Annotated in this window: 15 protein-coding genes and 2 pseudogenes; 6 read left to right on the plus strand and 11 right to left on the minus strand. The window is 62.8% G+C overall.

Features of this window, described 5'->3' with window-relative positions:
• Nucleotides 1-209: 209 nt before the first annotated feature.
• From coaE to VLR48_RS19080, 11 genes and pseudogenes are all read right to left on the minus strand, one after another.
• The gene (gene coaE / locus VLR48_RS19030; RefSeq protein WP_325293291.1) at nt 210-827 is read right to left on the minus strand and encodes a dephospho-CoA kinase; all 618 of its coding nucleotides are present in this window, start codon (nt 825-827) and stop codon (nt 210-212) included.
• A 79-nt stretch (nt 828-906) separates the two neighbouring features.
• The gene (locus tag VLR48_RS19035) at nt 907-1,785 is read right to left on the minus strand and encodes an A24 family peptidase (protein ID WP_325293292.1); all 879 of its coding nucleotides are present in this window, start codon (nt 1,783-1,785) and stop codon (nt 907-909) included.
• Between the two features lie 297 nt (nt 1,786-2,082).
• The gene (locus tag VLR48_RS19040) at nt 2,083-3,330 is read right to left on the minus strand and encodes a type II secretion system F family protein (protein WP_325293293.1); all 1,248 of its coding nucleotides are present in this window, start codon (nt 3,328-3,330) and stop codon (nt 2,083-2,085) included.
• 11 nt (nt 3,331-3,341) lie between these two features.
• A complete protein-coding gene (gene pilB / locus VLR48_RS19045) occupies nt 3,342-5,057 on the minus strand; it encodes a type IV-A pilus assembly ATPase PilB (RefSeq protein WP_325293294.1) in 1,716 nt (571 codons plus the stop codon).
• Between the two features lie 20 nt (nt 5,058-5,077).
• Entirely contained in the window at nt 5,078-5,911 is an 834-nt protein-coding gene (locus VLR48_RS19050) for an NYN domain-containing protein (RefSeq protein ID WP_093031290.1), read from the minus strand.
• Between the two features lie 155 nt (nt 5,912-6,066).
• On the minus strand, nt 6,067-8,013 hold the full coding sequence (acs, locus tag VLR48_RS19055) for an acetate--CoA ligase (protein WP_325293295.1): 1,947 nt from the start codon (nt 8,011-8,013) through the stop codon (nt 6,067-6,069).
• 150 nt (nt 8,014-8,163) lie between these two features.
• Nucleotides 8,164-8,841: an exonuclease domain-containing protein gene (locus VLR48_RS19060; RefSeq protein ID WP_325293296.1), complete on the minus strand. Its 678-nt coding sequence runs from the start codon at nt 8,839-8,841 to the stop codon at nt 8,164-8,166.
• 9 nt (nt 8,842-8,850) lie between these two features.
• On the minus strand, nt 8,851-10,716 hold the full coding sequence (locus VLR48_RS19065; protein ID WP_325293297.1) for a putative nucleotidyltransferase substrate binding domain-containing protein: 1,866 nt from the start codon (nt 10,714-10,716) through the stop codon (nt 8,851-8,853).
• Nucleotides 10,717-10,896: 180 nt separating this feature from the next.
• Nucleotides 10,897-12,702, minus strand: a complete 1,806-nt coding sequence (locus VLR48_RS19070; RefSeq protein ID WP_325293298.1) for a sodium:solute symporter family protein — start codon at nt 12,700-12,702, stop codon at nt 10,897-10,899.
• Between the two features lie 13 nt (nt 12,703-12,715).
• Nucleotides 12,716-12,949: pseudogene (locus VLR48_RS19075) on the minus strand (DUF4212 domain-containing protein); the annotation flags it as partial.
• Between the two features lie 84 nt (nt 12,950-13,033).
• Nucleotides 13,034-13,288: pseudogene (locus VLR48_RS19080) on the minus strand (DUF4212 domain-containing protein); the annotation flags it as partial.
• Between the two features lie 490 nt (nt 13,289-13,778).
• On the opposite strand from VLR48_RS19080, the gene thrC reads away from it, so the two are divergent.
• The 6 genes from thrC (at nt 13,779) to hemH (ending at nt 21,130) form a co-directional block, all read left to right on the plus strand.
• Nucleotides 13,779-15,164 carry a threonine synthase gene (gene thrC / locus VLR48_RS19085; protein WP_325293299.1) on the plus strand — a complete coding sequence of 462 codons (1,386 nt, stop codon included), beginning with the start codon at nt 13,779-13,781 and terminating at the stop codon, nt 15,162-15,164.
• Nucleotides 15,161-16,774 carry an alpha-isopropylmalate synthase regulatory domain-containing protein gene (locus tag VLR48_RS19090; protein WP_325293300.1) on the plus strand — a complete coding sequence of 538 codons (1,614 nt, stop codon included), beginning with the start codon at nt 15,161-15,163 and terminating at the stop codon, nt 16,772-16,774. The genes thrC and VLR48_RS19090 overlap by 4 nt, the downstream gene beginning before the upstream one ends.
• Nucleotides 16,775-16,846: 72 nt before the next feature.
• Nucleotides 16,847-17,230, plus strand: a complete 384-nt coding sequence (locus VLR48_RS19095; protein ID WP_325293301.1) for a DUF6394 family protein — start codon at nt 16,847-16,849, stop codon at nt 17,228-17,230.
• Between the two features lie 191 nt (nt 17,231-17,421).
• The gene (locus tag VLR48_RS19100) at nt 17,422-19,140 is read left to right on the plus strand and encodes a potassium channel family protein (protein WP_325293302.1); all 1,719 of its coding nucleotides are present in this window, start codon (nt 17,422-17,424) and stop codon (nt 19,138-19,140) included.
• Between the two features lie 171 nt (nt 19,141-19,311).
• The gene (locus VLR48_RS19105) at nt 19,312-19,863 is read left to right on the plus strand and encodes a hemerythrin domain-containing protein (RefSeq protein ID WP_325293303.1); all 552 of its coding nucleotides are present in this window, start codon (nt 19,312-19,314) and stop codon (nt 19,861-19,863) included.
• A 166-nt stretch (nt 19,864-20,029) separates the two neighbouring features.
• A complete protein-coding gene (gene hemH, locus VLR48_RS19110; protein WP_325293304.1) occupies nt 20,030-21,130 on the plus strand; it encodes a ferrochelatase in 1,101 nt (366 codons plus the stop codon).
• The last annotated feature ends 1 nt before the right edge of the window (nt 21,131 follow it).

A 21,131-nucleotide genomic window follows, 5' to 3' on the forward strand; every position in this document is an offset into this window, starting at 1 on the left:
GGACCCGAGGAACTTGTCAACCCCTCGCTGCGCGCTCCCTCGCGACCTCAATACCACCTCTCCCTGCCTCCACGGCCCCTCCAGGACCACTACCGCCTCGGGCTTCCCCTCAGCGAGGCGCGCATTCTATACGACTCGGGAGGACTGTCAAGCGCTATGTGACGACTCGGTTACGGAAGGGCTGAAGATCGCCACCGCGCCGGCGCGATCTAACGAACCTCGCGATCCTTCAAGTCTTCGGCGACATCGCTGTATTTGAGATGGAGGCGTTCGGCCTGCGCCAAGAGGGCAGGGAGGTCGCCGCTGTTGTCCAGGATGTCGTCCGCTCGGGCAAGCCGTTCGGCGCGACTGATCTGGCTGGCGACGATGCGTTCGATCTCACTGCGTGTCAGACCGCTGCGCCGACGCACGCGTTCGCGCTGTTCCCCCTCCGGAATATCGACGACGAGGACGCGATCGACGAGTGTCTGTTGGTTGGTCTCGAAGAGTAGCGGGATGACCAAGACGGCGTAGGGCGCGTCGAGCGCAGCAAGTCGCTCGAGCATCCGGTCTTTGATCCTTGGATGCAGGATGCCCTCCAGTCGGGTGCGTGCGTCCGGGTCGGAGAAGACCTGGGTGCGCAAGGCATCGCGGTCGAGCCGTCCGTCCGGCCCGATGAGCTTGGCGCCCAAGGTTGCTGCGATCTCGGCGAGAGCCGGCTGCCCCGGCTCGGTCAATTCACGCGCGATGAGATCGGTGTCGATCACGCCCGCACCGCGAGCGGCCAATGCATCCGCAACGGTCGACTTGCCGCAGCCGATACCGCCGGTCAAGCCAATGACAAGCATCTCTTGGTCCGAATCCGTGCGCCGCTTCGTGGACGCGTTCTAAAGGAATCCCATCTAACCCGAATGTGCCGGACGCGGCTTAGAGCCCCACCATCTGTAAGTAGGTCTGGTTGATCTGCTCTCCCCAGATCAGGCTGAGCCAGCCCGCTGCCGCGAGAAAGGGACCGAAGGGCATGGGCGCACCCCGCGCATGGCGGCCGCTCAGGATCAATGCGACCCCGAGCACAGCCCCGGTCAAGGCTGACAACAGGATGATCTGCGGCAGGGATTGCCAGCCCAGCCAGGCGCCGAAGAGTGCCAGCAGCTTGAAGTCGCCGTAGCCCATGCCTTCCTTGCCGGTGGCGAGGCGAAAGAGATGAAAGATCGACCAGAGGCTGAGGTAGCCGGCGACAGCGCCGATGATCGCGGAGTGACTGTCCGTGAAAACCGTGAAGAGGCTCAGGATCAAGCCGAGCCAGAGCACCGGCAGTGTAATGCTGTCCGGCAGAAGCTGGGTGTCGAAGTCGATCACGGCGAGTGCGATCAGTGCCCAGGTCAGCAGGAGGGCGGGGCCGGTCTGCCAGCCGAGACCCAATTGCAGGACGACGATCAGTGTCAGCAGCGCCGTGAAGATCTCCACCAATGGATAGCGAAGACCGATACCCGCGCCGCAGGCCGAGCAACGGCCGCGCAAGAGGAGATAGCTCAACACGGGGATGTTCTCGTGGGCACGGATCCGATGGCCGCAGTGCGAGCAGGTGGAGGGCGGATGGGCCAGTGAAAGCCGTTTTTGATCCGGTCGATCGTTCGGGCTCGGCGTGCCGGAGAGCTCCGCGCAGTCGCGCGCCCAATCCTCTTCGAGCATTCGAGGGAGCCGCAGGATGACGACATTGAGAAAGCTGCCGACGATCAGTCCGACGAGGATCGAGACCGCATAGAGCAGCAGCGGGGTTTGCTCGAAGACGTCATTCCAATCCATGCAGGGCTCCCTTGGCCGACGAGTCGATGGTCAATGAACGTAGATTTCCGCGCCGGAGCCGTGACGGCGGCCGCTTGCCTGGCGGCGTGGGCAAGGTCCGATGCGCACTCAACGGCGTCCAAAGCGAAATGCGTCATTTTCATGTTGCGTTTGGCTTTGGAGATGTCTTCGGTCTCGGTGAGACGCGGTTTAAAGTTAATATTTCTTAATACTTTAAACCGCGCCAACTCCGACAGTCGTCGGAGCTGGCCCGGCCGAACCACTCCAACACATGACGCATACCGCACCGGGCGCGGTTTAAACGACCGAGGCCAGTTTAAAGATCGGCAGGTACATGGCGATGATCAGGCTGCCGACCAGGCCGCCGATCACAACCATGATCAGAGGCTCGAGCAGGCTGCTGAGGCTGTCGACCGCGTTGTCGACCTGCTCCTCGTAAAAATCGGCGACCTTCGCGAGCATGTCGTCGAGCGACCCCGACTCCTCCCCGATGGAGGTCATCTGAATGACCATATGCGGGAACAGGTCTTGCTGACGCATCGACAGTTGCAGCGATTGCCCGGTCGCCACCTCTTCGCGCATCTTCAAGACCGCGTTCCGGTAAACGATGTTGCCGGTTGCGCCCGAGACCGAGTCCAGCGCCTCCACCAGCGGCACGCCGGCGGCGAACATGGTCGACAGCGTCCTGGCGAAGCGCGCGAGCGCGGCCTTGTCGAGGATCGGTCCGATGATCGGGATCTTCAGCGCCGTGCGATCGATAGCCTCGCGGAATGCGCGCGAGCGCTTGAAGGTTTTGCCGATGACATAGCCGACCGCACCGAGTCCGAGCAGGATCGCCCACCACCATTTCTGCAGCGCATCGGACAGGCCGATGACCATGAGGGTGAAGGCGGGCAGGTCCGCGCCGAAGCTCGCGAACAGGTCCTTGAACTGCGGGATGACGAAGATGAGCAGAACCGCGCTCACGATGATGGCCACCGCGATGACCGCGATCGGATAGAACATGGCCTTCTTGATCTTGCCCTTGATCGACTCGGTCTTTTCCTTGTAGGTCGCGATCTTCTCGAGCAGGACGTCCAGTACGCCGGCCTGCTCGCCGGCGGCCACCAGATTGCAAACCAGGTCGTCGAAATACAGCGGATACTTGCCCATCGCCAGCGCCATGGCGGTGCCGCTCTCGATGTCTTGTTTAATCCCCAGGATCAAGTCCTGCATCGCCGGGTTTTCGTGACCGCGTCCGACGATATCGAACGCCTGCACCAAGGGGACGCCGGCGGACATCATGGTCGCGAGCTGCCGGCTGAAGATGGCGAGATCGGTGCTGGTGATCTTCTTTTTGCCGCTGAAGAGCGGTTGGACCTTTTTCTTGACCTTGGTCGGGCTCACGCCTTGCCGTCGGAGATCGGCCCGCACCATCGTCATGCTGGTCGCGCGGGTCTCGCCCGTCACCTTGGCCCCGCGCCGGTCCCGTCCTTCCCAGGCGAAGACGTAGGCCTTTTCCGCCTGCGGTTTGGGTTTCGGCATTGATTTAAGTGCGGTTGCCATGAGCGTTCTCGTCACTCCTTGGTGACTCGGTTGAGCTCCTCGAGGCTCGTCATCCCTTCTTTGACCTTGAGCAGACCGGATTCGCGCAGGTCCGAGACGCCTTCGCGACTGGCCTGCTCGGCGAGCTGCATCGCGTTGCCGCCCTCGAGGATCAGCCGCCGAATCGACTCCGAGACCGGCATCACTTGGAAGATGCCTACGCGCCCGCGGTAGCCCTTGGTGCAGCGCTCGCATCCCACCGGTCCGAAGACGACGATCCCTTCCTCGATGTCCTCTTTGCTGAAGCCCTCCTGGCGCAAGATCTCGCGCGGAAGGTCCTCGGGCGCCTTGCAGTGCGGACAGAGGCGACGCGCAAGACGTTGGGCCATGATGAGCAAGACGGAGGAGGCGATATTGAAGGGCGCAACGCCCATGTTGGCGAGACGGGTCAGCGACTGCGGGGCGTCGTTGGTATGGAGCGTGGAGAGCACCAGATGTCCGGTCTGGGCGGCCTTGACCGCGATCTCGGCGGTCTCCAGGTCGCGAATCTCGCCGACCATGACGATGTCTGGGTCCTGACGCAGGAACGCCCGAAGCGCGGCGGCGAAGGTGAGACCCGTCTTGGGATTCATGCTGACCTGATTGATCCCCGGAACCTGGATCTCGACCGGATCTTCGACCGTCGAGATATTGATGTCGGGCTGATTCAGGAGATTGAGTGCGGTGTAGAGCGACACCGTCTTCCCGGATCCGGTCGGGCCGGTGACCAGGATCATGCCGTACGGCTTGTGGATGGCCTCCAGGAAGGCCGTACGTTGATCGAGCTCGAAGCCAAGTGCCTCGATGCCAACTTGAGCCGACGCGGAATCGAGGACCCGCAGCACGACCTTCTCGCCGTAAAGGGTCGGCAAGGTATTTACGCGGAAATCGATGTCGCGCGTGCGGCTGACCTTGAGCTTGATGCGTCCGTCCTGAGGGACACGACGCTCGGCGATATTCATCCGCGACATGACCTTCAGGCGTGCAACCAGACGCCCGGCGATATTCATGGGTGGACTCGCCACCTCGCGCAACATACCGTCTTGTCTGAAGCGCACGCGAAAGAACTTCTCGTAGGGTTCGAAGTGGATGTCCGAGGCGCCCGACGAGATGGCATCCACCAGTACCTTGTTGACGTAACGGACGATCGGCGCGTCGTCGACGTTGATGTCGGCGTCTTCGCGCAGATCCTCGTCGTCGGGCGTGATCTCGAGCTTTTCCAGGTCCGCGTCCATGAGCTCGGTCATGGTCGTGTCCTGTGCCTCGATCGCGGTCTCGATCGCCCCTTTGAGCTTGTCCTCTTCAACCAGCACCGCGTCGGTGGCCAGCCCGGTGTTGAAGCGGATCTCCTCGAGCGCCTGATCGTTGGTCGGATCCGACAGCGCCAGGAAGAGGCGGTTGCCGCGGCGGAAGATCGGCAGCGCCCGGTGTTTGCGCACCAATCGCTCGTCGACCAGGTTCACCGGAAGGTTCAGCAAATCCAGCGCATGCAGATCGAGCAGCGGCACCACGAATTCGTGCGAGGCCGCGACGGCGATACTGCGGCTGTCGAGCAGCTTCTGCTCGACCAGATAAGGGACGAAGGCTTGCCGGCGGCGGGCGGCATCCTCGTAGGCGGCGATGGCGGCACGCTCGGAGATCAGGTTGTCGCGCACCAGGCGCAAGGCGAGTCCCGAGAGCTTGTTCTTGGCTGTTTGGTCCGTCGCCATGGCTTGTCTGTCGTGGCGCGTCAGCGGTTGACTGAAAAGGCGAGTCGGACATTGCTCGCGACCAGTCCGTTGTCCTTCTGCTCGCTCTCGTTGAGATAAAACTCAAGCACCGTCTCACGGCTCATCAACATGTCCTCGGTGACATCGTCGGCCAACTCGTTGACATGGCAAAAGACGCTGATGTAGGGAGAATCGGCTTCTCGTGGATCCGTTACCCACAGCGAGGGCGAGATGCGGTCCATGATCCTCAAGAAACCGTAACCCTTGTCCGCAAACCACTTGGTACAGACCCCGCGCACGCAGGATCCGGGCTTGCCCCACTCGTTGCGCGGCTCGTAGGAGATCGGCAGCAGATCGGGGATCAGAAATCCGGAATAGTAGGCGTCGACCTGTTGCTGAAGTTGGCGCGAGACGTTCTTGAATCCCATCAGCTCGACCCGGCAACCGGTGTTCTGCAAGGCTTCGACGACCTGAAGAAAATCGCCGTCGCCGGTCACCAGCAGGACTTGATCGAGTTTGTTGGCCTGAAGCATGGCATCGACCGCCATGTCGAGGTCGGCGTTGGCCTTGGTGGTGACGTTTCCGCTTTCGTCGGTATAGCGCCGGACCAGCTTCACGGTGATCTTCCAGCCGAAGTCCCGCACCATCTGCTGGTAGGTCTGTGCCTTTTTCTTGTATTCCATGTCCTCGCGAGCCCGCTCGGCATCGAAGGCCATGTAAGTGTTCAATCGTTGCAGGATGCCGCCTTCGCGTGCGGCGAAGCGTCGCAGCACGTCGTAGCGCATCTGAAAACCGCCGTTGTAGCGGACATTCTCGGCATCGACGAAGACACCGACTCTGAAACTCGAGCTCATATTGACCGCGCTTTCGCATTTTGTGCACGGCAGCGCGGCCATCGGTCCCGCAGGTGGCGGGAGCGATGGCCGCGGGTCGTGCGGTCCGGTTCGGCGAACCGTTTCGCTTGGACGATCGGCCCTGCCGCACGCGGCAGGCGACCGGGCGCGTGCCTCTACTTGTTGACGCGGTTCTCGATCAGATCGTTCACCACCGTCGGGTCGGCAAGGGTCGAGGTGTCGCCGAGCGAGTCGATCTCGTTGGCGGCGATCTTGCGCAGAATCCGGCGCATGATCTTGCCCGACCGGGTCTTGGGCAGGCTGGGCGACCACTGGATGATATCCACGATGGCGATCGGACCGATCTCGCCGCGGACCATGGAGACCAATTCCTTTTTCAGCTCGTCGGTCGGCTCGATGCCGGACATCGGGGTGACATAGGCATAGATGCCCTGGCCTTTGAGGTCGTGCGGGTAGCCGACCACGGCGGCCTCGGCGACATGCGGATGGAGCACCAGCGCCGATTCGATCTCGGCGGTACCGAGACGATGGCCCGAGACGTTGAGCACGTCGTCGATGCGACCGGTGATCCAGTAGTAGCCGTCGGCGTCGCGCCGCGCGCCGTCACCCGTGAAGTAATAACCCGGATACTGCCGGAAATAGGTGTCGGCAAAGCGCGCGTGATCGCCGTACAGGGTCCGCATCATCGCCGGCCAAGGCTGCGAGATCACCAGCGCACCCTCGCCGGGGCCTTCGATCAGGGTGCCTTCAGCCGGATCGACCAGCGCCGGGACGACGCCGAAGAAGGGTCGGGTGGCCGATCCTGGCTTGAGCGCCGTCGCACCGGGCAGCGGGGTGATCAGATGACCGCCGGTCTCGGTTTGCCACCAGGTGTCGACGATCGGGCAGCGCTCGTCGCCGACGATGCGGTAGTACCACTCCCAGGCTTCCGGGTTGATGGGCTCGCCGACCGAGCCGAGGATGCGCAGCGACTTACGCGAGGTCTTCTTGACCGGCTCCTCGCCGGCGCGCATCAGCGAGCGGATGGCGGTGGGTGCCGTGTAGAAGATGGCGACATTGTGCTTGTCGATGACCTCCCAGAAACGCGACATATCCGGGTAGTTCGGGATGCCCTCGAACATCAGCGAGGTGGCGCCGTTGGCCAGCGGACCATAGACGATATAGGTGTGACCCGTGACCCAACCGACGTCGGCGGTACACCAGTAGACCTCGCCTTCCTGATAGTCGAAGGTGTACTTGTGGGTCATGGCGGCATAGACCAGATAGCCACCGGTGGTGTGCTGCACGCCCTTGGGTTTGCCGGTGGAGCCGGAGGTGTAGAGGATGAAGAGCGGGTCTTCCGCGTCCATCTCCTCCGGCACGCACTCGGCGGACGCGGCGGCGATGGCCTCGTCGTACCAGATGTCGCGGCCCTCGGTCCACTCGACCTTGCCGCCGGTGCGCCGCACCACGACCACAGTCTCGACGTTCGGGCATTCCAGCATCGCCGTGTCGGCGTTTTTCTTGAGCGGAATATGACGTCCGCCGCGCACGCTCTCGTCGGAGGTGATGACCAGCTTGCACTCCGAATCGAGCACGCGGTCCCGCAGCGAGTCGGGCGAGAAGCCGCCGAAGACGATGGAATGCACTGCGCCGATGCGGGTACAGGCCAGCATGGCGACGGCCGCCTCGGCGATCATCGGCAGATAGATGCAGACCCGATCGCCCTTCTTGACGCCGCGCGCTTTGAACACGTTCGCCAGTTTGCAGACCTCGGAATGCAGCTCGCGATAGGTGATCTTGCGGTCTTCCTCGGGATTGTCGCCTTCCCAGATGATGGCGATCTGATCGCCACGGGTGGCCAGATGACGATCCAGACAGTTGTAGGAGACGTTGAGCTTGCCGCCCTGGAACCATTTGATGTGCAGGTCGTCGGCCTTGAAGCTGTAGTCCATGACCGAGTCCCACGGCTTGGACCAGGTCAGGAACGTCTCGGCCTGCTCAGCCCAGAAGCCCTGCGGGTCGTCGATCGACCGCTTGTACATGGCGGCGTACTGCTCGGCGTTGACATGCGCCTTGGCGGCGATGTCCGCAGGAACCTGATAGACCTTTTCTTCCGACATGGTTGTTGTCTCCTCGACTTGGTGGAGTGATCTGTGCCGGCGCAACGCGTGCATTCTTCGGTGCCGGCGGACGCGAACGGTTAATAGTAAACGCTCCAATAGGGCGCAGCCAGCCGGGAAATACCGGGGTCTACTCGGGGGCGCCCGGTCTCAGCACAGGAAATCCCGCAGCGGGAGTCCGTCGCCGTTGTCTCGATAGGCGGCCTGGGCGAGGAACAGCTCGGCCGAGGCCAGCGCGTCGCTCAGCGCATTGTGCGCGCTGTAACGGGGCAGGTTGTAACGATCGCCGAGCGCATGCAGCCGCAGATCGGACGCCTTGAACGGGGTCTGGCGGCGCTCGAAGGTACGGTACGCCAATGTTTGGGTATCCACGACAGGCATCAGGAGTCCTTGCTTCCAAAGTCGCTTGCAGGCGTTCGTCAGGAAGCCGCGCTCGATGCGTGCGTGATGGGCAATCATCACCTTACCCGCCAGGACCTCGAGAAGCTCTTCGAGGACGTCGGCAAGCTCGCTGCCTTCGGCGGACTCGTCGTCCGTGATCTGGTGGATGATAGCCGTCGCCTCGGGGATGGAGCGATCGATCCGCACCACCCGATGGCGGGCGCTCGACAGGTCGATGGATGTGCCTCTGACCCAGACATAGCCGACGCTCAGGATCAGATCGTTGGCGAGGTCCAGCCCGGTCGTTTCCAGATCGATGGCGAGATAGTCCACCTCCCGATAGTCCGTTTTCGGCGGTACAAACGGATGTTCCAGGTAAGAACGCAAGGGCCCCGGCGGGGTCCGGCGCAGTTCCCAGCGGCGGCGCCAATCGAGCAGTCGCGACATGATCGGGGCCTAAGCGAAGCGCCCGGCTTGATAGCGCTGTCCGAGCGATTCCTGCATGGTGTTGATCAGCAGAAAGGCGTCCTTGAGATGTCCGCGCTCGAGCGGAGAGAGCTCGTCCGGCGACAGGAAATTATCCGCCTTCTTCCCGTGAGCGAGCTGATTGGCCTGATGGCGCATCCGCAGTGTTCCGACCAGCTCGATGGCGTCGGTCAGGTTGGCGGCTCCGTCTTTGCTCAAGGTTCCGTGCTCAGCGGCGGAGCTCAGGCGCTCGATCGTGTTGGTCTCGGGCAGTCCGCCCGAGAGTGCGTAGATCCGAGCCAGGTCGACGATGGGCACGATGCCCTTGTGCTTGATATCGAATGTGTGGTCGTGGTCGCCGCCCTGGATCAGTACGATGTTGCGGAAAAACCCCAGCGGAGGCCGGTATTTGAGCGCGTTTGCGACCATGTAGGCGACGAAGATGCGATTCGCCTTGGAGCGCTCGAGGACACGCTCCTGAAGCTCCGGGAAGAGGTTGTCCGGGTCATACACGGCGCGCAGGTCGAAAAAGACGTTCGCGAGCATGAGGGACATGGGATCGGGTTTGAGGATCCAATTGGTGAAATATTTATGCCAGATTCTCAGGGGTTGGCGCCATTTCGGATTCGACGCCATGACGTCGCCCGGGCAGTAGACGAAGCCGCAGGCGTCGAGGCCGTCGTTCACGATCTTGGCGAGAGCCGCGAAGTAGGCGTCGTCGTCCGGTTTGGCGTGATCCGCGACCAGGAGGGCGTTGTCTTGGTCGGAGTGCGAGGACTGCTCGCGGCGTGCTTGGGAGCCCCCGACGATCCAGGCATAGGGGACGGGCGGGCTGCCGAGGTCGGCCTCCGCCAACGCGATCAGGCGCTGCGTAATGGCGTCGGTCACTGCGCTGATGGCCTGACCGACGTGGTTTGCGGTCGCTCCTCCGTTGATGAGGTGGACCTGAAGCTCGGGGATCTTGGCGCTGATCTGCACCAGTGTCTCGATCGATGTCGCGCGATGGATGTCGCCGACCAGATACACGGCGTTGGCGCTCTGAAAGCGGGTGAGGTCGGTTGTCGAGATCAGGCCGGCCACACGTTCACCGTCCAACACGGGCAGATGATGCACGTTTAGCCGTGTCATGGTGATCAGGGCCTGGAATCCCAGCGTGTCGACCTGCGCGGTCTGTAGCTTCTCGGTCATGATCTCGCGGACCGGCCGTTCGGTCGAGAGGCCGACGGCGACGCAGCGACTTCGCAGGTCGCGGTCGGTGATCATGCCGGCGAGCCGATCGCCTTCCATGATCAGAAGCGAGGAGACGCGGTGCTCGGACATCACCTGCGCGGCCTCGCGGATACTGGTTTCCGGGCTCGCGACGATCGGCGTGCGGTTGATCATACTGCCGATCTGCACCGTCATCAGGCCGGTTCCGGCAGCCGGCGCGTCCACCATGATGTCCAGCGCCTTACGCAGGCGACTGGAGATGGATTGGTCGAAATGCTCCGCGAATTCGGCGTGGTGCTCGCGTAGATCCGCCAACTCGGTGCAGGGTAGGGCGTAAACGAGGGTGTCTTCCGAGGTGTTGCCGAAAAATCGACCACCTTCGGGGGTGGGCCGACAGGTCATGTCGCACAGGTCGCCTTCGGCCAGCTTGCCGACCAGCTCGCCGTTGGCGTCGCGCAGCTCCACCGCGCCGCGGCGCAGGAGATAGACGCAGGACGGGTCGGCGTTTTCCGGCGGGAAGGCCGTGCCGCGGCGAAAATAGCGCACCGAAAGGCGCTGGGGAAGGCGTTCGAGCGTGTCCTGCGGCAGTTGAGAGAAAGGCGGGTGACTGGCCAGGAAGTCTCGGATCTCGATCAGCTCGATGTTCATGGCGCGTACCCTCGGTCTGTCCCAGCGGCGTGGTCGGGCTCGGCAGGCCCAGTCTCAATGAAAAACCCCGCCGAAGCGGGGTTGAAAACCTCTCGAGGTTGCCCCGAGGTCGTTGCCTCGGGGCAGTCGATCAGGTGCAGGCGGTGATTGCGCTTCGAGTGCCCGCACCTCGGTCCTCGATCAGTGGCCGGTCGCAACTCCCGAGCCACGCGGGATGCGCACATCTTCGACGAGGTGCTGGATGTGCTCCGGAGGCGGTGCCGCGAACTTGAAGACTACGGCGGCGATGATGAAGTTGAACAGCGCGCCGACGGCGCCGAACGCTTCCGGCGTGATCCCGAAGAACCAGTTCGCGCCCATACCCATCTCGGGCATCAGGAAGCTCGTACCCGGCACGAAGAAGATACCTTTGTGCTGGAAGACATAGAGCAGCGTGATGGTTACGCCGCCGATCATGCCGGCAACGGCACCCAGCGAGTTCATCCGCTTCGCGAAGATACCCAGCATCAGCGCGGGGAAGATCGACGAGGCCGCGAGACCGAAGGCGATGGCGACGGTTCCGGCCGCGAATCCCGGCGGATTCAGACCCAAATAACCCGCCAGGATGATGGCGCCGATCATCGACAGACGTCCCGCCATGAGCTCTTTTTTCTCCGAGATCTTCGGCATGAAGACACCCTTGAGCAGGTCATGCGAGATCGAGGAGGAGATGGCCAGCAGCAAACCCGCCGCCGTCGAGAGCGCCGCCGCGAGGCCGCCGGCGACGACCAAGGCGATGACCCAGGCCGGCAGATTGGCGATCTCGGGGTTGGCCAACACCATGATGTCGTTGTTGACCGTGACCATCTCGTTGCCCTTCCAGCCAAACCCTTCGGCTTTCGCGGCGAACGCCTCGTTCTTGTCGTCGTAGTATTGGATACGACCGTCGCCGTTTTTGTCTTCCCACTTGAGCAGACCGGTGGTTTCCCAACGCTTGAACCACTCGGGACGCTCGTCGTAGACCAGGTTGCCCGTCTCGGTACCGACCGGACCGATCTGGATGGTATCCATCAGGTTCAGGCGAGCCATGGCGCCGACAGCCGGTGCCGTGGTGTAGAGGATCGCGATGAAGACCAGTGCCCAGCCGGCCGAGAAACGAGCGTCACGCACCTTCGGGACCGTGAAGAAGCGGATGATGACGTGCGGGAGTCCGGCCGTACCAATCATCAGCGACAGGGTATAGACGAACATGTTGAGCGAGCTGCCCATGACCTGCGTGGTGTACTCCTTGAACCCGAGGTCGGTCACGACTTGGTCGAGCTTGGTGAGCAATGAAATGCCGCTGGCCACGCCGTCGCGCGCATATTCGCTGCCGAGGCCGAGCTGCGGGAGCGGATTGCCGGTGAGGTTCATGGAGATGAAGATCGCGGGAACCGTGTAGGCGAAGATCAGCACGACATACTGCGCGATCTGGGTGTAGGTGATGCCCTTCATGCCGCCGGTGATGGCGTAGATGGCGACGATGCCCATGCCGACCAGGATGCCCATCTCGTAGGTCACGCCCAGGAACCGCGAGAAGGCCACACCGATACCCGTCATCTGACCGATGACGTAGGTCACAGATGCCAGGATCAAGCAGATGACGGCAACGACGCGCGCGGTCTGCGAGTAATAACGGTCGCCGATGAATTCCGGCACCGTGAACTTGCCGAACTTGCGCAGGTACGGAGCCAGGAGCAGAGCCAGCAGCACGTAGCCGCCTGTCCAGCCCATCAGAAAGACCGATCCGCCGTAACCGCCGAAGGCGATCATTCCGGCCATCGAGATAAAAGATGCGGCGGACATCCAGTCCGCGGCCGTCGCCATGCCGTTGGCGACCGGGTGAACGCCGCCGCCCGCGACGTAAAAATCACCGGTGGTCTTTGCGCGGGCCCAAACCGCGATCCCGATATAGAGCGCGAAGGTCGCGCCGACGATGCTGTAAGTCCAAAGCTCAAGTGATGTCATAGAGTTGCGCCCCTTATTCCTCGCCGAAGTCGTATTTTTTGTCGAGCTTGTTCATCGAGATGGCATAGAAGAAGATCAACGCCACGAAGATGTAGATGGATCCCTGTTGTGCAAACCAGAAACCGAGCGGATAGCCGCCGAGCATGATGCTGTTTAAGGGCTCGACCAGCAGGATGCCGAAGCCGAAGGACACGACGAACCAGATGGTCAGCAGGATAGCGAGGAGACGCAGATTCTCGCTCCAGTATTGCGCGGCCTTGCTCGGTTGCGCGTGGAGATGCTCGGGCTGGGTGCCGTAACTGCCGGCTTGATAGGGCGTGCCGCTTCCCGAATCCTCGCCGACATCGAACTTGTTGTCGAGCTTATTCATCGAGATGGCGTAGAAGAAGATCAGCACGACGAAGACGTAGATGGATCCCTGTTGAGCGAACCAGAACCCGAGCGGATAACCGCCGAGCATGATGCTATTCAATGGCTCGACCAACAGGATGCCGAAGCCAAAGGAGACAATGAACCAGATCGTCAGCAGAATCGCCAGGAGACGCAGATTCGCGCTCCAGTATTCCGCCCTTTTGCCAGGTGTCATAGGTTGTGTCACTCCGTAGTGTCGGATGAGTGTTTTGGGTCGGGGTGACGGGGCGTTGACGGAGCCCTTCATGCGGCTGGCTCGTCGGCCGTAACCTGTGCCCCCTCGGTCGATCTTGTTGTTGTCGACTGCTCGCGACGCGCATCCAGTGGAGCGAGGACGCCGAGCGGTCAGTCGGTCGCGCAACCCGAACCCATGTCTCATATCGAGTTGCGAAGCCGGTCTCGCCCCTTGGCGCGGTCCGGCAGGTTTCCATTTTTTCCTCGTCCGAATCTCCGGACGAGGCGCCGGCATTGTCTGGCCCGCTACGTCATGCTGTCAACGACGGTGCGGTCCTCCGGCGCAGCGAATGTATCGGTAAAGCACGACCTTCGGCAACATCCCGTTACGCATTTCAGAGCTCGGACGGAATCTCGGTTGCCAACGGACGCGGTGTTTCTTACCCTGCAACGCGATAAGGTCACAACATTCAGCGGTGGGTTCGATCGATATGCAGTATTCAAGCACGCGCGGCGGGATTGCCTCGGTCGGCTTTGCCGAGGCCGTCTTGATGGGGCTGGCGACCGACGGGGGGCTCGTGGTCCCGACGGATCTGCCGCGCGTGGATGCCGCGACCCTGCGAGCCTGGTCCGGTCTGCGCTTTCAGGATTTGGCCCTCGAGGTCATGACGCCCTTCGTCGGGGACGAGATCCCGCGGGAAGACCTGCGCGCGCTGATCGAACGCTCCTACGCCACCTTCACGCACCCCGAGGTGACGCCCGTCGTCGAGGTCGGCGGCTTGCGGATTCTCGAGCTGTTCCACGGGCCGACCGCGGCCTTCAAGGACGTGGCGCTGCAGTTCCTCGGCAATCTCTTCGAGTATCTCCTGGCCCGCGATGGCGGGGAGCTCAATATCTGCGGCGCCACCTCCGGGGATACCGGCTCCGCGGCCATCTACGGCGTCCGCGGCAAGGCGCGGATCAGCATCTTCATGCTCCATCCGAAGGGCCGGATCTCGCCGATCCAGGAACGTCAGATGACGAGCGTGCTGGATCCCAACGTCCACAACATCGCGCTGCGCGGCAGCTTCGACGACGCCCAACGCATCGTCAAAGAGCTCTTCAACGACCTGCCGTTCAAATCCGAATTCAGCCTGGGGGCGGTCAACTCGATCAACTGGGCGCGGATCCTCGCCCAGATGGTCTATTACGTCTTCGCCTGGGCGCGCGCAGCCGGCGGGGATCCCGAGCGACGCGTGAGCTTCGCGGTGCCGACCGGGAACTTCGGAGATGTCTTCGCGGGCTATCTCGCCAAGCGGATGGGCGTGCCGATCGATCGGCTCATCATCGCCACAAATCGCAACGATATCCTCACGCGGTTCGTCGACACGGGCGTCTACGCCGTCGGCGAGGTCTATCAGACCCTCAGCCCCGCGATGGACATCCAGATCGCCTCGAATTTCGAGCGCTATCTCTATTTCCTCCACGACGGGGATGCCGGAAAGATCCGGGCGATGCTGGAGATGCTGCAGGCGACCGGCCGGCTCGAGGTCGACGCGGCGCATCATGCCCGCGCAAGGGCCGATTTCGATGCCGTTGCGGTGAGCGATGCGGAGACGCTCGAGCAGATTCGTCTGACCTACGCCGCCAGCGGCTACATTCTCTGTCCGCATACCGCGGTCGGGGTCAAGGCGGCGGGCTCCGGGGACGCCATCTGTCTCGCCACGGCCCATCCGGCCAAGTTCAACGAGGCGATCCGTCTTGCCATCGGCTGCGATGCCCCGCTGCCCCCTGCGCTGCAAGGGTTGATGGATCTGCCGACGCGATGTCTTGAGCTCGATGCCGGTGCGGAGACGCTCAAGGCGCATATCCGGGACACCTTGAAGGACACCCGATGAGCCCGGCGACGCCCGCAACGCCTGACGAAATCCCCGCCGCGAGCGCGCCCGGTCGCTACGTCTACGTCATGGACACGACCCTGCGCGACGGCGAGCAGACCCAGGGCGTCTCCTTTTCGCCCGACGAAAAGGTCAATATCGCCAAGGTGTTGCTTGAGTTGGTTCGGGTCGACCGCATCGAGGTGGCCTCGGCCCGCGTGTCCTCCGGCGAGGCCCATGCCGTGGCTCAAATCATCGCCTGGGCCGAAGAGCGTGATCTGGCCAGGCGCGTGGAGGTGTTGGGTTTCGTCGACGGCGGGCGCAGCGTCGACTGGATCCGGAGCGCCGGCGGGCACGTGATCAACCTGCTCGCCAAGGGCAGCGAGAAGCACTGTCGCGGCCAGCTCGGAAAGAGCCTCGATCAGCACGCCGCCGACGTTCGGAACACGATCGCCATCGCCCGCGATCGCGGCCTGGCCGTCAATCTCTATCTGGAAGACTGGTCGAACGGCTACCGAGACAACCCGGCATACGTCTTCGGGCTGGTCGAGCGACTCGCCGATTGCGGGATCGGGCACTTCATGCTCCCGGATACGCTCGGCGTCATGACGCCCGAGCGAGTCTTCGACGCCTTCACCGACATGCTCGGGCGTTTTCCGGGCATCAATCTCGATTTCCACCCGCACAACGACTACGGGCTCGCGACGGCCAACGTGCTCGCTGCCGCCCGAGCGGGTGCCGCAGCCGTTCACTGCACTGTGAATTGTCTCGGCGAGCGCGCCGGCAATGCCTCTTTGGCCGAGGTCGCCGTCAACCTGCGCGATCAGCTCGGCTTGCAGATCGGCATCGACGAGACGCATCTGGCCCGCATCAGCGAGTTGGTCGAATACTTCTCGGGCAAGCGGATCGCCGACAATGCGCCCATTATCGGCGCCGATGTCTTCACGCAGACCGCCGGTATCCATGCCGACGGGGATCGCAAAGGCAGTCTATATCACACTCGCCTCTCGCCCGAGCGGTTCGCACGGCGGCGCAAATATGCGCTGGGCAAGCTCGCCGGCAAGGCCTCGCTCGCGAAGAATCTGGAGCGTTTGGATATCACGCTCTCCGAGGAGAACCAGGCGAAGGTCCTCAAACGGATCGTCGAGCTCGGCGACTCGAAAAAGACCATCACGATCGAAGATCTGCCCTTCATCATCGCCGAGGTCCTGGAGAGCAAGGATTACAACCATGCCGAGCTGCTCGCCTGCTCGGTTTCCTCCACCCTGGATCTGGAATCGACGGCAAGCATCAAGATCCGCATCGTCGACGAGGTCCACATGGCTGCCGGCAGCGGCAACGGGGGTTTCGACGCCTTCAACAATGCCCTGGCCAAGATCGTGAAGAAGCGCGGTCTCATCCTGCCGACGCTGCTCGACTACGAGGTCCGTATCCCCAAGGGCGGACGCACCGACGCACTGACCGAATGCAGCATCACATGGGCCACCGAACAGGGGGAGCTGCGCACCCGCGGCGTGCATGCCAATCAGGTCTTCGCCGCGATCGGGGCGACGGTGCGGATGCTCAACATCGTGATGCATCGCGCCCTGACCGAGAAGCGGGGCGCCGAGACGGCATCCTCGGCGGCCTGACGGCATGCCTCGGGCCATGACGCTTCATTCGAGACGAACGAGCGCGCGAGACCGCGCAAGGAGCCCCGCCACATGAATCCCGAGAAGGTCGTCTTCGGGTTCTTTATCATCCTGGCCTTGACCCTGAACTTCGGTTTCTTCGTCGGGGAGATCGACAACCCGGAGCATCATCACGTCTGGGAGCTGTTCGGCGTCATTCTGGTCAACCTGGTCGCGACCGTACTGAAGTTCGGCGACCGCACCCACATGGGCGCCTTGCTGTTGGCGACCAGCCTGGTCGCCATGCTGCAGCTGATCGGTGCAGCCCTGGTCTGGACGATCGCCGTTTACGCGACCGAAGCGGGCATGACACCGGCGATCATGGCCAGCATCGTCTCCTTGAGCGGCGGGGCGATGATCGCCAACGTCGTGTCGGTGGTGCTGCTGGTGATCGAGACCTTCACCCTGCGTCGCTAAACCGCGTCCAGAGCGACATGCGTCATTTTCATTTTGCGTTTGGCTTTGGAGATGTCCTCGATCTCGGTGAGACGCGGTTTAAAATTTAATATTTTTAATACCTTAAGCCGCGCCGGCTCCGGCGGTCGTTAAGTCTGCCGGGGCCGATCCCATCCAAAAATATCGCATACCGTGCCGGGCGCGGTTTAATTATGGACAACGTCGTCTACCTCATCATGCGGCGGATGCGCACGCCGCTCTTGATCCTGATCGGGACCTACGCCGTGGCGATGGCGGGTATGGTGCTGATTCCCGCGCAGGACGCGGCCGGCAACCCGGTTCCGACGAGCTTCTTCCATGCCTTTTATTTCGTCAGCTACATGTCGACCACCATCGGTTTCGGCGAGCTGCCGAACGCCTTTACCGATGCTCAGCGGATTTGGGTGTCCTTCAGCGTGTTCGCGACGGTTGCGGTTTGGCTCTACGCGATCGGGACCCTGATCACGTTGCTGCAGGACACCACCTTTCAGCGTGCCATCACGGAGGCGCGTTTTCGCCGCCGGGTCCGGCAGCTGCGCGAACCCTTCTATCTCGTCTGCGGCTACGGCCAAACCGGCACCGCCTTGGTGCGCAGCCTGACCGATCGACATCAGCGCGTGGTGACGATCGACGTCGATCCGCAGCGCGTGAACCTGCTCAAGCTCGATAACCTGCGCGAATATGTCCCCGCCTTGTGCGCCGATGCGCGCGAGCCGTCCAGCCTCGAGGCCGCAGGCCTGCAACATCCGCTCTGTAAAGGCGTGGTCGCACTCACCAACGTCAACGAGGCCAATCTCAAGATCGCCATCGCCGCGAAGCTCCTGAATCCCGAGATCACGGTCATCTGTCGGGCCGACTCGCATGAGGTCGAGGCCAACATGGCCTCGTTCGGAACCGATTATATCTACGACCCTTTCGATACCTTTGCCTTGGATATGGCGATCGCCATTCAGGCACCCTGTTTGACCCTGTTGAGCAAGTGGCTGGCCGGCTACGAGGACCAAGCGCTCGATGCGCCGATCTTTCCGCCGGCGGAAGGGCGTTGGGTGATCTGCGGTTTCGGGCGTTTCGGCAAGGCCATGTATCGCCATCTGAGCGATCAGGGTCTGGATCTCACCGTGATCGAGGCGGTTCCGCACAAGACCGGCATCCCCAAGGAAGGCGTCGTGTACGGGCGTGGTACCGAGGCGGTCACGCTGGAGCAGGCCGGGATCCTCGACGCCGTCGGCTTGGTGGCCGGCACCGACGACGACGCGAACAACCTCTCGATCATCATGACCGCCTTGAAGCTGAATCCGAACCTGTTCGTCGTGGCCCGTCAGAATCACCGCCACAACAAGACCTTGTTCGAGCGTGTCGGTGCGCAAGTGGTGATGATGCCGAGCAGCATCATCGCCGACCGTATCCGGGTGCGCTTGGGTACGCCGTTGCTGGCCGAGCTCACGATACTGGCGCGCTATCGCAAGGACGACTGGGCCTGCGAGTTGGTCAGCCGGGTGGTCGCACTGGTCGACGATCACCCTCCGCATGTTTGGGAGATCACGATCGACGAGATCCAGGCGCCGGCCTTATGTGCCATGGATCGGTGCGGCAACCCCGTGACCGTCGAACAACTCTCGCGCGATCCACGCGACCGCGATCGGGCGCTGCCGCTGATCGTCTTGTTGCGAATGGACAACGACGGGCGCGAGCTGCTGCCGGCCGCGGACGTGCGGGTGCGCAGCGGTGACCGTCTGCTGCTGTGCGGGCCCGCCGATGCGAGCCGCAGTCTGGCGTGGACGCTGCGGAACCTCAACGTGCTCGAATATGTCTTGACCGGGAACGTCGCTCCCGGCGGACTGATCTGGCGCTGGTTGGCACGGCGTCGCGCGCGTGCCGCGTCCGACACCTGAACCGCGTTCGTCGGCGCTTCGTCTCGGCGCGACCTTCGGTGTACCGAGCACCCCTGGGTTTTTCGCAGAGCAGTTCGTTCAATGCGGCGAAAAATCCGCGGGTGCTCGGTATCGACATGAGGATGATGGCATACTGCGGCCACGTCGACCGCTGTTACGAGGAAAAGGCCCATGTACCCGGTAATGACTCGACTCGCCGAGGACCACGTCCGTCTCGCAAGGCTGCTCGATCTGTTCGAAGACCTGCTGAACCGTTTTCACGAGGGCGCGGAGCCTGATTACGAGCTCATGTGCGAGATGCTCGAGTACATGGACAACTACTCCGATGTCGTCCATCACCCGACCGAGGATCTGATCTTCGAGCGTGTTCTGGAGAAAGGCACCGAGCGGCGTGACGTCTTCGATGTCCTCATGCGTCAGCATAAGGCATTGGGTCAATTGAGCCGCCGTTTTCGCCAATCGCTCGACGGCATCCTCCACGAGGAGGTCTTGCTGCGCGAAGACGTCGAGGCCCACGGTCGCGAGCTGATCGGCACCTTGCGTGCCCATAAGCGGCTGGAGGACGATGAGGCCTTCCCGATCGCACTCGAACGTCTGTCCGAGGAGGACTGGGCGCAGATCGAGGCGCAGGCGCCGAACCTCGAAGACCCCTTGTTCGGAACCCTGGATCCGCTGCGCTATCGAGCGCTCTACGCGCGCCTCTCGGCGGAGTCCAAGGACTGAGCTGCGCGGTGCGCGGGGGCGCTCGAGCGCTCGGCGGCGGCCTGCGGCGTGTCGAACACAGACCTCTTCAACCGGATTCGGGTCGAGCCCGGACTCGGGCGCGTTCGTGCCCGAGCCCCGTCGGCTCGACCCATGACCGGATCCACTCCAAAGCCGAGACGGAGTCATGACGTTCGTAAGTACCCCTGATTTTCGCCACGATACCCCGGAATGCCTCGGGATCCTGCTCGTCAACCTCGGCACCCCGGATGCGCCGTCCGTACCGGCCGTGCGCCGCTATCTGGCCGAGTTCCTGGCCGACCCGCGCGTTGTGGAGCTGCCGCGCGCACTCTGGCTCCCGATCCTGCACGCCGTCATCCTGCGGGTGCGCCCGGCCCGCTCCGCCAAGGCGTACCGAGCGGTGTGGGCGGAGGACGGCTCGCCGCTTCTGAGCATCGCACGGCGGCAGGCCGCTGCCGTCCAGACCCGTGTGAGCGAGCGATTCGTCGGACCGGTCAAGGTCGCGCTGGGGATGCGCTACGGCAACCCGTCCATCCCTTCGGCCCTGGCCGAGCTGCGACAAGCCAACGCACGCCGGATCCTGGTCTTGCCGCTCTATCCGCAATATTCCGGATCGACCACCGCTTCCGTGTTCGACGCCGTCACGCGCGAGCTGCAGCGTTGGCGCTGGCTGCCCGAGCTGCGCTTCATCAATCAGTACCACGACGAGCCTGCCTATATCGACGCGGTGGCCGAGAGCATCCGCAGCCACTGGGCCGAGCAAGGCGAGCCCGAGCGCCTGCTGTTTTCTTTCCATGGGATCCCCAAGGATTATTTCGAGAATGGCGACCCTTATTTCTGCCATTGCCAAAAGACCGCGCGCCTGGTGACCGATCGTCTCGGTCTGGCCGCGGACCGCTGGGCGCTGACCTTTCAGTCCCGCGTCGGCTTCAAAGAGTGGCTCAAGCCCTACACGGACGAGACGCTCAAGGCTTGGGGTGCCGAAGGCGTGCGCTCGGTCCAGGTCTTATCGCCCGGATTCTCGGCCGATTGCCTGGAGACGATCGAGGAGATCGACGAGGAGAACCGCGGTTATTTCCTCGGTGCCGGAGGCAAGGAGTTCAGCTATATCCACTGCCTGAACGACCGTCCGGACCATATCGAGATGATGGCCGGTCTGATCGAACGGCACAGCTCGGGGTGGCCCGAGGTCAGCCGCGTTGCGGTCGACGCCGCCGCACTCGCTGCGCAGCGCGAGCGAGCGATCGCGCTCGGTGCAGCGGCTTGAT

Source organism: Thiocapsa sp., assembly GCF_035467215.1.
Classification (GTDB): domain Bacteria; phylum Pseudomonadota; class Gammaproteobacteria; order Chromatiales; family Chromatiaceae; genus Thiocapsa.

Excerpts from the sequence above, each read along its gene's own strand:
- VLR48_RS19095 (WP_325293301.1), top strand. The coding sequence starts at position 16,847 with ATGAATCCCGAGAAGGTCGTCTTCGGGTTCTTTATCATCCTGGCCTTG.
- VLR48_RS19065 (WP_325293297.1), bottom strand. The coding sequence starts at position 10,716 with ATGAACATCGAGCTGATCGAGATCCGAGACTTCCTGGCCAGTCACCCG.
- VLR48_RS19050 (WP_093031290.1), bottom strand. The coding sequence starts at position 5,911 with ATGAGCTCGAGTTTCAGAGTCGGTGTCTTCGTCGATGCCGAGAATGTC.
- thrC (WP_325293299.1), top strand. The coding sequence starts at position 13,779 with ATGCAGTATTCAAGCACGCGCGGCGGGATTGCCTCGGTCGGCTTTGCC.
- VLR48_RS19035 (WP_325293292.1), bottom strand. The coding sequence starts at position 1,785 with ATGGATTGGAATGACGTCTTCGAGCAAACCCCGCTGCTGCTCTATGCG.
- pilB (WP_325293294.1), bottom strand. The coding sequence starts at position 5,057 with ATGGCGACGGACCAAACAGCCAAGAACAAGCTCTCGGGACTCGCCTTG.
- hemH (WP_325293304.1), top strand. The coding sequence starts at position 20,030 with ATGACGTTCGTAAGTACCCCTGATTTTCGCCACGATACCCCGGAATGC.
- VLR48_RS19105 (WP_325293303.1), top strand. The coding sequence starts at position 19,312 with ATGTACCCGGTAATGACTCGACTCGCCGAGGACCACGTCCGTCTCGCA.
- VLR48_RS19040 (WP_325293293.1), bottom strand. The coding sequence starts at position 3,330 with ATGGCAACCGCACTTAAATCAATGCCGAAACCCAAACCGCAGGCGGAA.
- coaE (WP_325293291.1), bottom strand. The coding sequence starts at position 827 with ATGCTTGTCATTGGCTTGACCGGCGGTATCGGCTGCGGCAAGTCGACC.
- VLR48_RS19070 (WP_325293298.1), bottom strand. The coding sequence starts at position 12,702 with ATGACATCACTTGAGCTTTGGACTTACAGCATCGTCGGCGCGACCTTC.
- VLR48_RS19090 (WP_325293300.1), top strand. The coding sequence starts at position 15,161 with ATGAGCCCGGCGACGCCCGCAACGCCTGACGAAATCCCCGCCGCGAGC.
- VLR48_RS19060 (WP_325293296.1), bottom strand. The coding sequence starts at position 8,841 with ATGTCGCGACTGCTCGATTGGCGCCGCCGCTGGGAACTGCGCCGGACC.
- acs (WP_325293295.1), bottom strand. The coding sequence starts at position 8,013 with ATGTCGGAAGAAAAGGTCTATCAGGTTCCTGCGGACATCGCCGCCAAG.
- VLR48_RS19100 (WP_325293302.1), top strand. The coding sequence starts at position 17,422 with ATGGACAACGTCGTCTACCTCATCATGCGGCGGATGCGCACGCCGCTC.